Raw genomic sequence first — 13,111 nt, 5'->3', positions numbered from 1 at the left:
CCCGGGTCACTTCTCAATGGAAATCCTGGGTCAAATCTCGACGGAAATCGACACCGAGGCCATGTGCGAGGAGGCGACGCTGCAATTGTTTCATGCGCTCGGAGCCCCGAAGGCGCGGCTTCCGCGCGTCGCGACGCTCGCTTCCGTCCTGGCCACGATTCGCGACGATGATCGACTGCGTTTCGGCCGAAGCATCGGGCGTGAGAAAATCGACGACGAGCAGTCCGCAAAGCTGTCGCTTCTGCGCTTCAAACGCCTGCTGGAGGCAACACAGGAAGACGAGATCGCGGCGTCGTTTCGACGCGCGATCGCCATCGCCGGGTTTGCTGCGAATGTCCGCGACATCGCAAGACTCATCATCCTATTCGACGACGGCAAGACGCGGCGCGATCTCGTCTTCGATTATTACGGCGCCGGCGAGCGGCCGGGCTCGACAACCGAGACGCGACCCGTCGAGGCCTAAATTTTTATATCGAGAGGCACGATCATGAATCGGTTCGTCCAACTGCATCTGCTGACCTTTTATCCGCCGTCGAACCTCAACCGCGATGACACGGGCAAACCCAAGACCGCGATCATCGGCGGCGTCACGCGGCTGCGCGTGTCCAGCCAGGCTCTAAAGCGCGCCTGGCGCACGAGCGACATCGCGCATGACGTACTCGCGCAGCATCTCGGCGAGCGCACGCAGCGGATTGGTTCGGTGGTTCTCGATCATTTGCGCGACAAGCTCGATGCCGGTAAAGCCATGGCAATCGCCCGCGAGGTCGCCTCGGCCTTTGGCAAGGTGAAAGGCGAGAACGATCCCAACCCTGAATTCACGGAACAGCTCGCCTTTATCGCACCCGAGGAGCGCGAGGCCGCGCTCGCCTATGCCGACGCCCGCGCCTCGGGAGAACGCGCCGCTGAGGAAAAAAAAGCTCTCGCGGAAGCCCTCTTGCGCAAGACCGACACGGCGGCCGACATCGCTATGTTCGGACGCATGCTCGCCGATAGCCCGGATTTCAATCGTGAGGCGGCGGTGCAGGTGGCGCATGCCGTCACCACGCACAAGGTCGTCGTTGATGATGATTATTACACCGCGGTCGACGATCTCAAGACGAAGGCGGAAGACGCTGGCGCCGGCTTCATCGGCGAGACCGGCTTCGGCGCGGGCGTGTTCTATCTCTACATCAACATCGATCGGGCGCTGCTGTTGAAAAACCTCTGCGGCGACGCCGAGGTAGCGAAAAAGGCAATCGAGGCGCTGATCCGCGCGAGCGCCACCATCGGGCCACGCGGCAAATCGGCGAGCTTCGCCAGCTTTGCGCGCGCGCATTTCATTCTGGCCGAACGCGGCGACGCGGCGCCGCGCACGCTGGCCGGCGCCTTTCTGCAACCGATCGACAATGTCGTGAAAGAGACGGATTTTCTGAACGCTTCGATCGAAAAGCTCGTAGAGACGCGGGAGAATTTCGCCGCCGTCTATGGAGACGAAGGCGTTTCCGAGCGAAGGATGAACGCGCTGACCGGCGTGGGGTCGCTCGCCGACATCGTCGCCTTCGCCAGCGAGGCGCTGTAATGCAGAAACTCCTGCTCTTTCAGCTCGTGGCGCCGCTCGGCTCTTTCGGCGGCGTCGCCGTCGGCGAGCGGCGCGAGACGGGAGTGCGGCCGAGCCATTCCGCGCTCGCGGGCCTTCTCGGTGCAGCGCTCGGCCTCGAGCGGGCGGACCCGCGCCAAGCCGATTTCGCCGCCGGGCTCGCCTTCGCCTCGCGCCGCGACCGCCTCGGTCCGCTGATCGCCGACTATCACACCGCGCAGACGCCGCCGGCACGCAAAGGCAAGACATGGGCGACACGGCGCGACGAGCTTGCGGGCGAACGCAACACCATTCTCTCGCGTCGCGATTATCGCGCCGATTGCGCCTTCACCATCGCGTGCGGCGCTCTGGAGCAGAGCCTGTTCCCTCTCGACACCTTGGCGGAAGCGCTACAAAAGCCCGCCTTCACACTCTATCTCGGCCGAAAGTCCTGTCCGCTCGGACTGCCGCCCGATCCGCTCCTTGTCGAGGTGGAGGCGCTGGAGGATGCGTTCGTCGATTATGATCGGCGCCGGAAGCGTCCGGAGGACTACGCACATTATTTCGAACGCGGCGGCGAAATCGCATTCGACGACTATTTCACGGGTCTTGCTCGAGGAAGCGCCGCCCGCGTCGAAATGCGCCGAGATGTCGTGCTGGATCGTGAACTCTGGAGCTTCGACCTGCGCGACGAGCACGTCGTCACAGCGATAGGGGACGCCGCGCCATGACGCCGCTCTATCTCTCCCGTGCCACATTGAGAAGCGTCCCGAGCCTAGAGTCGCTCGCGCCAGTGCTCGCGCCGACCGATCCCGCCGCGAGATCACAAGTCGATCATCGGCTCGTCTGGTCGCTGTTCGCCGAGGATCGAGACGCGACGCGCGACTTTCTGTTTCGCCGCGAGGATCGCGGCGCGCCGACGACGCGGGCCTGCTTCCTCATTCTGTCACGTCGTCCTCCCGATCGGGCCTCGCCGCTCTTCGACGTCGAGACGAAAGAGTTCGCGCCCGCTCTCGCAAAAGGCGACCGGCTCGGCTTCTCGCTGCTCGCCAATCCGGCCGTGACGCATTGGCGCGTCGTCGACGGCAAGAAGGTTCGGCGACGTGACGATGTCGTGATGCACGCGCTCGCGACAATTCCGAGCGGGGAGCGCACGGAGAGGCGACCGCAGATCATCGAAGAGGAAGGCCGACGCTGGCTCGAAAGCCAGGGCGCGCGGACGGGATTCGCGATTTCAGCGACAGATGCGCTGAAGATCGACGGCTATGATCAGATCGAGATCGACCGCGATCCGGTTCGGGCGCGCACTGCCCGCGGCAAGCAGACGATCTCTGCTTCTATCCTCTCGTTCGACGGATGTCTCACCATCGTGGAACCAGAGCTATTCCTCGAAAGTCTGGCGCGCGGTTTCGGGCGCGCCCGCGCGTTCGGTTGTGGACTCATGCTGATTCGGCGGGTGCGATGAACGAGCCCGCGGAAAAGGACCCGCGCGACGGAATGCCCGGTCTAGCGCCGCCGCGCCCGATCCCGATCAAGGATCGCTCGTCGATTATCTTCATTGAATATGGACAGATCGACGTGCTCGACGGGGCCTTCGTCGTCGTCGACGCCACGGGCGTGCGCACGCAGATTCCAGTCGGCGGATTTGTCTGCCTGATGCTCGAGCCGGGAACACGGCTGTCACATGCCGCAGCGGCGTTGGCGGCGCGCTCAGGAACGCTTATTGTTTTCGTCGGAGAAGCCGGCGTAAGGCTCTATTCCGCAGGTCAACCAGGCGGCGCTCGCGCCGATCGCCTTTTGTATCAGGCCAAGCTCGCCTTGGCCGAGGATCTTCGGCTGAAAGTCGTGCGGAAAATGTTTCAGATGCGCTTTCAGGAGGATGCCCCAGAGCGACGCTCCGTGGACCAACTTCGTGGAGTCGGAGGGGCCCGTGTGAAGCGCATCTATGAGCTGCTCGCGCAGCAGCACGGGGTAAATTGGCGCCGGCGTGATTATGATCCCTCGCAATGGGACGTGTCAGACATTCCGAACCGCTGCGTGTCAGCCGCGACCGCCTGCCTGCATGGGCTCGCGGAAGCAGCGGTGCTCGCCGCTGGCTATGCGCCGGCGATCGGCTTTCTGCACACTGGCAAGCCGCTGTCCTTCGTTTACGATGTTGCCGATTTGTTCAAATTCGAAACGGTCGTGCCGATCGCATTCGAGATCGCAGGAAAAGCGGCCAAGGGAACGCTGCGCGATGAGCCCGCCCGCGCTGTGCGCCGCGCCTGCCGCGACAACTTTCGGCGCGCCGATCTGCTGACGCGCATCATCCCAGCGATCGAGGAGGTGTTGGCTGCCGGCGGCGTCGAAAGGCCGCCGGCGCCGCAAGACTCGGTCGGTCCTGCTTTTATCGAGAAGGAGCAATCGGGCGATGCTGGTCATCGTGGTTGAGAATGCGCCGCCGCGTCTGCGCGGTCGCCTGGCAGTCTGGCTGATCGAGGCGCGCGCCGGCGTGTATGTCGGCGTCTATTCTCGCCGTACCCGCGAGATGATATGGGCGGACGTGGAAGGTGCCATCGGCGAAGGAAATGCGGTAATGGCCTACGCCGCGCCCAATGACGCTGGCTTCGTCATCGAAACCTGTGGCCAAAATCGGCGAATACCCGTTGATCTCGACGGCTTCACACTAATGCAATTTGTTCAGGAGCCCGGCGCCCCGCCGCCGGCTGCGCCAAGGCGTCGGTGAAGGGGGAGATGAGCAGCGGAACATAGCATCAACGCCGGTGCGCTGTTTGATATCGTGAAGAAGAATGAGATTCAATGCCTTCTGGCAAGAGTGTTCCCCGCAGGCGCGGGGATGAACCGGCCCGGAGCTGGTCAATCTGCCGCGCGGCGCCGTGTTCCCCGCAGGCGCGGGGATGAACCGAGGCGACGCGGCTGCAAAAGCGAGCGACGGCCGTGTTCCCCGCAGGCGCGGGGATGAACCGCGGGGATGAACCGAGAGCGGCGGCTCCGAGCGGTCGGCGGCCGATGTGTTCCCCGCAGGCGCGGGGATGAACCGAAGGATCACTGCCCTTCGTCATGCCGGATCAGGTGTTCCCCGCAGGCGCGGGGATGAACCGGCCGAGATGAAACTGCTTATTGCCGCGTCGGAGTGTTCCCCGCAGGCGCGGGGATGAACCGCTCGTTACAGGGGATCGAGGACAATCTCATCAGTGTTCCCCGCAGGCGCGGGGATGAACCGGTCGTTCTCAGCGCGACGCCGGAAGTGGTCGAGTGTTCCCCGCAGGCGCGGGGATGAACCGCCGGTGACAGCATGGATCGGCCCGCGGAATTCGTGTTCCCCGCAGGCGCGGGGATGAACCGTGTCGCTCGTCTCGGCCCGCGCCTCGATCGCAGTGTTCCCCGCAGGCGCGGGGATGAACCGTGGGCAGTCACCGCGAGCAGCGATTTCCTATTGTGTTCCCCGCAGGCGCGGGGATGAACCGAGAATGTGAGCGTCGAGCTCACGAGCGGCCATGTGTTCCCCGCAGGCGCGGGGATGAACCGGTCGAGACGGCCGTGCAATATGGCGCCTATTCGTGTTCCCCGCAGGCGCGGGGATGAACCGCGGCGAATAGCCCGATGACTTCGCGACGCAGGGTGTTCCCCGCAGGCGCGGGGATGAACCGCTGCGGATCGCCGTCCAATTCGAAACCGAGATGTGTTCCCCGCAGGCGCGGGGATGAACCGGATGTAGCCCGGACCCCAGCGAAGTTTGCCGGGTGTTCCCCGCAGGCGCGGGGATGAACCGACACGTCAGGCGCGAATCAGTCCCGAAGTTCAGTGTTCCCCGCAGGCGCGGGGATGAACCGGCGTATGCGGACTCTGAATTCGTGATCGGAGCGTGTTCCCCGCGGGCGCGGGGATGAACCGGTGAGGTGGCGTTGCAGCCCGTCGCCGTTTTCGTGTTCCTCGCAGGGGAGCCCGGAGCCCGCAGCCAGTCGGCATCCAAAATTGGCTCTAGAGCCAGACGGCGTGGGCGATGATCTGCGGTGGGAAGCGATGGCGCTTGTAGCTCGAGGTCGGTGGATTCATGATGCCCAAAATGGCCCGCCGCGACCTACTTGCCGGTTAACGTGACATCGCCCCTGCAGCCTCTGGACAAGCTTAACAATAAAATGTAAAAGCGTATGAAATTCGTTGTTTTTAGGAAGGTTTCGCATGCGCCTCAAACATGCCTTTATTTTCCTCGTCTCTCTATTGCCAGTAGGCAGCGGCAACGCTATGGCAGCTTGCCCAGCACTTCCGCATATGCTGACTAATGGGCAGGTTGCTGACGCAAATGCCGTTATGGCTGATCTCAATGCAGTTGCCAATTGCGCAGGCAATGCTGTTACAGCAGCAGGGGCGCCGCCGACCGGAAGTATTCCAATTTTTGCCGGCCAGAGCACGATAACAGCCGGCGATTTGTCGGGGGACGTCACCACGTCGGGCAGCTCGGTTACGTCATTGTCAAATAGTGGTGTTACGGCGGGATCATACACTAGTGCGAATATCACTGTCGATGCAAAAGGGCGAGTAGTTAGCGCTTCCAGCGGCGGCGGTGGCGGCGGAGCCTTGGTTCTACTCGGATCGCAGTCCGCATCGAGTTCATCTGTTCTGGATTTTACAAGTCTTATTACCGGAGCGTACGACACTTATATTATAGAATTTGTTGACGTGTCACTAAGCGATGACGCAACGCGCCTTCAGATGTTATTCTCGACAGACAATGGCGCCTCTTGGGACGTCGGCCCGAATTATGACACCGCTATATATCAAACAAATCAAGGAAGCTTTTCAAGTAATGCGGGATTGAGCGGCGGAAATTACACATATATATTGCACGGATACTCTAATTCTATAGGAAATTCAGTAAATGGTAGAGTAGAATTTTACAATCCGCTCGGCTCAAATTACAAATTCCTTACGCTGCACTCGGCGGCTCTCAAAACTGATGGAAATTTTTATAACAGCATCGGCTCGATTAGATACAAAAACACTTCGCCAGTGAACGCTTTCCGAGTTTCCCCCTCGAGCGGGCTAATAAGCGCGGGCAAGGTCCGTCTCTACGGCATTTCTCATTAGGCGCCGCAATTATGATCGACATCGCGTCGTCAAAGAGAAGCGGCGACATTTCTCAGGTTTGAGATGCCACGAGCACAATGGCTAATAATACCCGTCCGGCTATCCCGCTTTCCCCGCGGCCGCGCGAATGGGCCGAATGGAAGGCTTGTCCTGTTTGTCTGTCTTTCTAGCGGAGACGTCACGACACCCAAACCTCAGGGCATTTGGCGAAAGATTTTTCGAGTTTTGTGAGGAATCGTGCAATGATAAGCCATTCGATCTTCGCGGTGGTCGGCGTTAAAGCGCCTGCTTTTGGCATCTCGCTCGTAAAACTAAAAGCCTTCAGGCTTAACTGTCGCGCCATTGCGCGATTATGTACTTTTGTTTTTATTTTTCTTTCTGAAGGCTGCCTCGTCGCAGAAGCAATGATTATTTATAGCTACGATCGGCTTGGACGGTTGACCTCAGCCGCTTATGAAAATGGCGTATGCCTCACTTATTCTTACGACGCCAACGGTAATCGCACTGTGATCAGTTCGATAATCGCTCCCGTTGGCCCGCCGACTTGGGGGGCAGCCCCATTCGGCTGCTTCAATTGGACAGCGCCATAACGAGAGGCACTTCGGCGCAGCATCACGGTAGCGGACAACCTCTCAGCAGAGGGATCGTAAATGAACACCCGAATTCGGTCGATTTGCCTCGCCCTCGCCGTGAGCGTCCTCGCGACACTGCTCCCCGACGTTTCTTGTCTGGCGAACCCGGTACGAGCGAGCGCTCCTTCCGATCCTCACGAAGTCGACACGCTCATCGGATCGGTCCATTTCCCGGAAGCATTGGTGAGCACGGCGCCGACGTCGACAGCCGAAAACCTCGCGCTCGCGCAAGCGATCGTCGCTTATGAGAATCGAAGCGAACCCGATGATGTGGGACCGCTGACGCAATTCGTGGCCGAGCATCCGAATTCGGGTTGGTCCACGTCGATCATGACGAACGTCGGTTATTCGAATCTCCACTTCGGATACTATTCTCGCGCTCTCGACGCGTGGCGACGCGCCTGGGTTTCGGGAAGAGATGCGACCGAGCCGCGGGCCAAGGCGCTCACCGACGGCGCCGTCGGTCAACTCATTCGCCTCTACGCCGCCTTGGGCAAAATCGACGACGTCTCCGCGCTGTTCAAAGATATCGGCGAGCGTCCGATAACCGGTTCGGCGACGGAAGCAGTGCAGACGGCGCGCGATATCGTGAGGTTGTCGGAAAAAGATCCGCGGCACCTCTTCAATTGCGGTCCGACCGCCCTCAAGGCGCTCCTGACGTCGCTGGGCGCGACGCCCGAGCAGGTGGATTTTCTCCAGTGGTATCGGGCTCCGCCCGGCGGCACTAGCCTCGAGGAAGTCGGGCAGCTCGCCGACAAGGCAAAATTTCCATTCAAGCTGATCTTTCGCAAGCCTGGTGAAGCGATTCCGAAAACGGCAGTCGTCCATTGGAAGGTCGGTCATTTCGCCGCGATCGTCGGAGAAAGCGCCGGACGCCTCACCGTAGTCGACCCCATCTTTCCGGGACGTTCGGTTCGGATGACCAAGGCGGCTCTCGACGCAGAGGCCAGTGGCTACTATCTCGTGCCGGCGAACACGGCGATCGACGAATGGCGGTCGGTCGACAATCGCGAGGCGAGCTACATTTGGGGAAAAGGTCCGACGACTGGGGTCATGCCGGGCGACGCCGGCGATCCAGACGCGAACCCAAATGGCTGCCCAGAAGGCATGTGCCGTTACAACATCAAGGAGTCGGCGGTTAGCCTGACGCTGTCCGACACCCCGCTCGGGTATTCTCCTCCGGTCGGCCCCTCCCCGCGAACGATCATCTCTTACAATCAGCGCGACACTAGCCTGCCCGCAACCTTCAACTTCTTCAATGTCGGGCCGAAGTGGTCGCTGAACTGGCTCACCTACATCCACGACGATCCGACCGATCCGGGCGCAAACGTCTCTCGCTACAACGGGGGTGGCGAAGAATATTACTATACAGGCTACAGCGGCAACACAGGCCAGTTCACGGCCGAAACTGTCGAGGGCTCGATTCTGACGCTCGAATCGCAGAATCCGATTCGCTATCGCCGCCTGCGCCCGGACGGAAGCGCCCAAATCTACGCGAGCCCGCAGAGCGGTCAATTCAGTTTTTCGCGGCGCGTCTTCTTGAGCCAAGTGATCGATCCGCAAGGAAACGCTCTCACGCTCGACTATGACGGCCAGATGCGGCTCTTGTCGGTGACCGACGCGGCGGGACGACAAACAACTTTCAGCTACAATCCTCTAGGATGGCCCTTTCTGGTCACGGGCATTACCGACCCTTTCGGGCGCACCGCCAAGCTGAATTACGACTCCTACGATCGCCTGGTTTCGATCACCGACGTCATCGGTCTCACATCGAGTGTCACCTATGATTCTGAGTGGTACATCAACTCCCTGACCACGCCCTACGGCGTGACGAATTTCTCTTTCACGTCGGCAGCCACGGCCGGTCCGCCGCGCTTCCTGCAGATCACCGATCCGCTCGGCTACAGTGAGCGCGAGGAATGGCTCGAGCCGGCGCCGATCCCCGGGAGCGAACCAACCTCGGCGATCCCGCAAGGAATGCCGGTCACTCCGACCAACCAATATCTCGAATATCGCAACAGCTTTCACTGGGACAAAAACCAATATGTCTCGGCCGGCTGTACCCCGACAGGCGGCTGCGACTACACGAAAGCCAGGGTCCGCCACTTCACCCACGTCCCGAATTCGAGCCTGAAGTCGACGACCATCGACAGCGTCAAGGAACCGCTCGAAAACCGCGTCTGGTTCTCCTACCCGGGGCAATCGAGCAGCGTTTTTTCGGGGTCCTACAACAAACCGATCGCCATCGGCCGCGTGCTCGACGACGGCTCGACGCAGCTTACGCAATTCTCATACGACGCCTCTTCGTTCTTCAACTTGACGCAACAAATCGACCCCATCGGGCGCGTCACGCAATTCTCATACGCGGCCAATGGCATCGATTTGCTCTCGATCGCTCAGAGTACGGCCAAAGGCGTGCTCACGCCCATCGCACAATTCACCTACAACGACAAGCACCGCCCTCTGGTCTATACGGACGCCGCCGGACAAAGCACTTTCTACACATACAACGCCGCCGGACAGCCGACCTCCGCCACGAATGCGCTGAGGGAAACGACCAGCTATCAATATGACACCACCGGGAATCTGACGACGATCATCAATGCGAACGGTGCCACGGCGGCAAGCTTCACCTACGACGGCTACGCACGCGTGAGGACCTACACCGACTCGGAAGGATGGACCGCGACCTACGATTATGACGCGGCCGATCGCGTGACCAAGATCACCTATCCGGATGGAACGGCGGACCTCTATGTCTACGACAAGCTCGATCTTGCTTCCTTCCAGGATCGCGAAGGCCGGCTTTGGATCTACACGCATGACGCCAACCGACGTCTCACGAAAATCGTCGATCCGCTCGGCGAGCAGACGCTGTTCGGCTACAATGGCGCCGGCGCTCTCACCAGCCTGACCGACGCGAAAGGCAATGTCACGAGCTGGACCTACGACGTCCGCGGTCGGCTCGCATCCAAGCAATATGCCGACAGCAGCATGGTTTCCTACAGCTATGAGACGACGACGAGCCGATTGAAATCGGTGACCGATGCGCTCGGCCAGATCAAGCAATACGCCTATGCGAATGACAATCGCCTCACGGGCGTTGCCTATTCCAACGCCGTGAATCCGACGCCGAACGTCGCCTTTTCCTATGACCCCTATCTCCCGCGGGTCGCCTCCATGACAGACGGCAACGGCGCGACGCGATATAGCTACGCCGGCAGCTTCTCCTTCGGAGCCTTGCGGCTGCAACAGGAATGTTTCGTTCCGACCGGCGCATCGAGCTGCGCCTATCAGATCGACTTCGCCTATGACGCGCTCGGACGGAGGAGCTCGCGAACCGTCTCCGGCTTTGGAGCCGAAACCTTCCAATATGACGCCATCGGGCGGTTGACCGGCCATGCGAGCGACCTCGGCTCCTTCGCGCTGAGCTATCTCGGCCAGACCGACCAGATCACCCAGCGCAGCCTTCTGCCGCTCGGCTCGACGCTCTCGACCAGCTGGAGCTATCTCCCCAACTCCGGGGACCGGCGTCTCGCAGCCATCAACAACGTGGGACTGTCGGCGAGCCAGTTCTCGAATTTTCAGTTCACGACGACGCCGGAGAATTTCATCACTTCGATCACGGAGACGAGCGACGCCGCGCCTGTCTATCCTTCCGTGATGAGCCAGACGGCGAGCTACAACAACCTCAACCAGCTGACGAATCTGTCCGGGCAGTCGCTGAGCTATGACGCGAACGGCAATCTGCTCTCGGACGGGCAGCGCAACTATAGCTGGGATGCGGAGAGCCGGCTCGTCGGCATCGCCTATCCGGGGCAGCCGGGAAAGGCGACAGCTTTCGCCTATGACGGGTTCGGCCGGCGGACGACGATCGCCAGCACGCCGGCGGGCGGCGGGAGCGCTGTCGCCACCGGCTATGTCTGGTGCGGCACGCAAATCTGTCAGGCTCGGAATGCGAGCAATTCGCCGACGAGGGGGTATTACGATGAAGGCGAGTTCGTTCCCGGGTCCCCTGCGCTGACATACTATTACGGTGTCGATCAGATCGGTTCGGTGCGCCGCGTTTTCACAAGCGCGATCAACGCTCCGACGTACAGTTTCGATCCGTATGGCAATGCGCTGCAGGTCACGCTGCCGCTAGCGAACTTCGGCTATGCAGGCATGCTTTACAACGCCGACAGCGAGCTTTCTTTAACGCATTTCAGAGCCTATAATTCAACAGTTGGTCGCTGGTTATCGCGCGACCCGATCGGAGAAGCCGGCGCTACAGGCTGGAATCTATACACATATGCTGGCAACTCACCGGTCGTTTATGTTGATCCAGACGGTCTTCAGGAAATCCTGCTGGGACGGATTCCGCCGTGGCTCGGAGAACTTGTCAGAAGCGGTAGAATCGGCCGGGCAGAACTGGATTTGCCGAAAGAACCCGTGCCCGGTCGGAGCGGCAAGGAAGGGGCCACCGATGTTCCAAGTTGGTGCCGGGGCCAAAGACCGAGAATTGGCGAATCTGGAAGCGACTTTGCCAAACGGCTCATGGATGATGAATACGGACCCGGTAATTGGGAAAAAGGGACGGGATACGAATATAATAAGATTCAAAAATGGGGCGATCGGAGTTTTCGGATACCAAAATGGTTTCTGGACCGCTACAGAACTTGATTGCGGCGCTAAGGAGACAACGCTATGGACGTCGTTTACGTGTTATTCCATGTATTCGAACCGCTTGATTTAAGCTGTGACGATATTGACGAGCGAGCAAAGTTTATCGGTGTTTACCGCACAGAGGCAGATGCAAAAGCCGCAATTCAAAGGTTGCGTGACAAGCCTGGCTTTTGTGACTATCCTGAAGGATTTGAGATATCACGCTGTCCTCTAAACAAGGATAATTGGCCGAAGGGCTTCATTACAGTTTGAACAAGTACAGCACCTCGTCGTTCAGTCAATGCGCGCCCACCGGGCCCGTAGAAAGGTCGCGGTAGGGACGTGGGTTGCCCCACCAAGGCTGTGCAGTTCTTAACGAACCCCTGCTATTTCGAGGGCAACTTGGATATCGAGAGCGGCGCGCCATCTGGCGTTCTTGATGTTGTCGCAACCATCGGCGCGCAGGAGATTATAGGCGAAGGAGCGGGGCCGCGCGACGATGTCTAGGTTCTTGCGAATGCGCGAAGCGTCCTCTGCGAACGCCACGTCGCGCACATAGTGGCTGCCGTTCTCGATGCGCCAATGGCCTCTGATCCATTCGTTCCAACGTAAGCGTTCCAACGTAAGCGATGGGGTGGACGCCCCCAGACGGCATCGAATGTGCCAAGGTAGAGGTGTTAAAACAGCCGCTACGAAGGGGACGTCCATGGAACAGGTTAGCATCATCGGGATCGATTTGGCCAAGAACGTTTTTCAGCTTCACGGCGCGCGGCCGGATGGATCGGTTGCATTCCGCAAGAAGCTCTCTCGGTCGAAGCTGCTGTCGTTTTTGTCGTCGTTGTCGCCATGCTGTGTGGCAATGGAAGCCTGCGCCGGCGCGCATCATTGGGGCCGCACGATACAGGCGCTCGGGCACGAGGTGCGCCTGATTGCGCCGAGCTACGTCAAACCCTTCGTCAAGCGTCAAAAGAACGACGCAGCCGACGCGGAGGCAATTGCAGAGGCGGCAGGAAGGCCAACGATGCGGTTCGTGGCGGTAAAGAGCATCGACCAGCAGGCGTCATCGATGGCCTTCAAGACCCGCGATCTTTTGGTTCGTCAGCGAACACAGACGATCAATGCGCTGCGGGGGGCACTTGTCGATTGGCAGTTCAATCAAGGACTCGGGGCGATGGGTCCGATTGGTGGCATT

General features: G+C 60.2%; 11 protein-coding genes and 1 CRISPR repeat array. All 11 genes read left to right on the top strand.

From position 1 onward, the window contains the following. Positions 1–463: type I-E CRISPR-associated protein Cse2/CasB (casB, locus tag KP010_RS21920; RefSeq protein ID WP_216281785.1), on the top strand; the 463-nt coding region annotated here is incomplete at its 5' end. Between the two features lie 24 nt (positions 464–487). Continuing rightward, positions 488–1,558: a type I-E CRISPR-associated protein Cas7/Cse4/CasC gene (gene cas7e / locus KP010_RS21915; RefSeq protein WP_216281783.1), complete on the top strand. Its 1,071-nt coding sequence runs from the start codon at positions 488–490 to the stop codon at positions 1,556–1,558. Then, positions 1,558–2,286, top strand: a complete 729-nt coding sequence (gene cas5e, locus KP010_RS21910) for a type I-E CRISPR-associated protein Cas5/CasD (RefSeq protein WP_216281782.1) — start codon at positions 1,558–1,560, stop codon at positions 2,284–2,286. Before cas7e ends, cas5e begins: the two co-directional genes overlap by 1 nt. Next, positions 2,283–3,020, top strand: a complete 738-nt coding sequence (cas6e, locus tag KP010_RS21905) for a type I-E CRISPR-associated protein Cas6/Cse3/CasE (RefSeq protein ID WP_216281781.1) — start codon at positions 2,283–2,285, stop codon at positions 3,018–3,020. Before cas5e ends, cas6e begins: the two co-directional genes overlap by 4 nt. Continuing rightward, positions 3,017–3,985, top strand: coding sequence for a type I-E CRISPR-associated endonuclease Cas1e (gene cas1e / locus KP010_RS21900; protein WP_253203980.1), 969 nt, complete (start codon positions 3,017–3,019; stop codon positions 3,983–3,985). The genes cas6e and cas1e overlap by 4 nt, the downstream gene beginning before the upstream one ends. Beyond that, the gene (gene cas2e / locus KP010_RS21895) at positions 3,966–4,280 is read left to right on the top strand and encodes a type I-E CRISPR-associated endoribonuclease Cas2e (RefSeq protein ID WP_216281780.1); all 315 of its coding nucleotides are present in this window, start codon (positions 3,966–3,968) and stop codon (positions 4,278–4,280) included. Before cas1e ends, cas2e begins: the two co-directional genes overlap by 20 nt. A gap of 90 nt (positions 4,281–4,370) precedes the next feature. After that, positions 4,371–5,449: a CRISPR direct-repeat array (repeat unit 29 nt; unit sequence GTGTTCCCCGCAGGCGCGGGGATGAACCG). Between the two features lie 288 nt (positions 5,450–5,737). Then, positions 5,738–6,643, top strand: coding sequence for a hypothetical protein (locus KP010_RS21890; RefSeq protein ID WP_216281779.1), 906 nt, complete (start codon positions 5,738–5,740; stop codon positions 6,641–6,643). A gap of 242 nt (positions 6,644–6,885) precedes the next feature. Next, the gene (locus tag KP010_RS21885; protein WP_216281778.1) at positions 6,886–7,233 is read left to right on the top strand and encodes an RHS repeat domain-containing protein; all 348 of its coding nucleotides are present in this window, start codon (positions 6,886–6,888) and stop codon (positions 7,231–7,233) included. A gap of 225 nt (positions 7,234–7,458) precedes the next feature. After that, positions 7,459–11,937 (top strand): RHS repeat-associated core domain-containing protein, encoded by a 4,479-nt coding sequence (locus tag KP010_RS21880; protein WP_216281777.1) that lies wholly within the window; start codon positions 7,459–7,461, stop codon positions 11,935–11,937. A gap of 24 nt (positions 11,938–11,961) precedes the next feature. Continuing rightward, complete coding sequence (locus tag KP010_RS21875; RefSeq protein ID WP_216281776.1) at positions 11,962–12,192, top strand: hypothetical protein; 231 nt, start codon at positions 11,962–11,964, stop codon at positions 12,190–12,192. 433 nt (positions 12,193–12,625) lie between these two features. Next, positions 12,626–13,111 (top strand): IS110 family transposase (locus KP010_RS21870; protein ID WP_216281774.1); only part of this gene is annotated, 486 nt, incomplete at its 3' end.

It is taken from the genome of Methylosinus sp. KRF6, from assembly GCF_018887255.1.
Classification (GTDB): domain Bacteria; phylum Pseudomonadota; class Alphaproteobacteria; order Rhizobiales; family Beijerinckiaceae; genus Methylosinus; species Methylosinus sporium.
The sequence above is the reverse complement of the archived record's forward strand: the minus strand, read 5'-3'. Positions and strand labels throughout refer to the sequence as shown.

Coding starts and splice junctions, on each gene's coding strand:
- cas6e (WP_216281781.1), top strand. CDS start 2,283: ATGACGCCGCTCTATCTCTCCCGTGCCACATTGAGAAGCGTCCCGAGC.
- cas5e (WP_216281782.1), top strand. CDS start 1,558: ATGCAGAAACTCCTGCTCTTTCAGCTCGTGGCGCCGCTCGGCTCTTTC.
- cas7e (WP_216281783.1), top strand. CDS start 488: ATGAATCGGTTCGTCCAACTGCATCTGCTGACCTTTTATCCGCCGTCG.
- cas1e (WP_253203980.1), top strand. CDS start 3,017: ATGAACGAGCCCGCGGAAAAGGACCCGCGCGACGGAATGCCCGGTCTA.
- cas2e (WP_216281780.1), top strand. CDS start 3,966: ATGCTGGTCATCGTGGTTGAGAATGCGCCGCCGCGTCTGCGCGGTCGC.
- KP010_RS21890 (WP_216281779.1), top strand. CDS start 5,738: ATGCGCCTCAAACATGCCTTTATTTTCCTCGTCTCTCTATTGCCAGTA.
- KP010_RS21885 (WP_216281778.1), top strand. CDS start 6,886: ATGATAAGCCATTCGATCTTCGCGGTGGTCGGCGTTAAAGCGCCTGCT.
- KP010_RS21875 (WP_216281776.1), top strand. CDS start 11,962: ATGGACGTCGTTTACGTGTTATTCCATGTATTCGAACCGCTTGATTTA.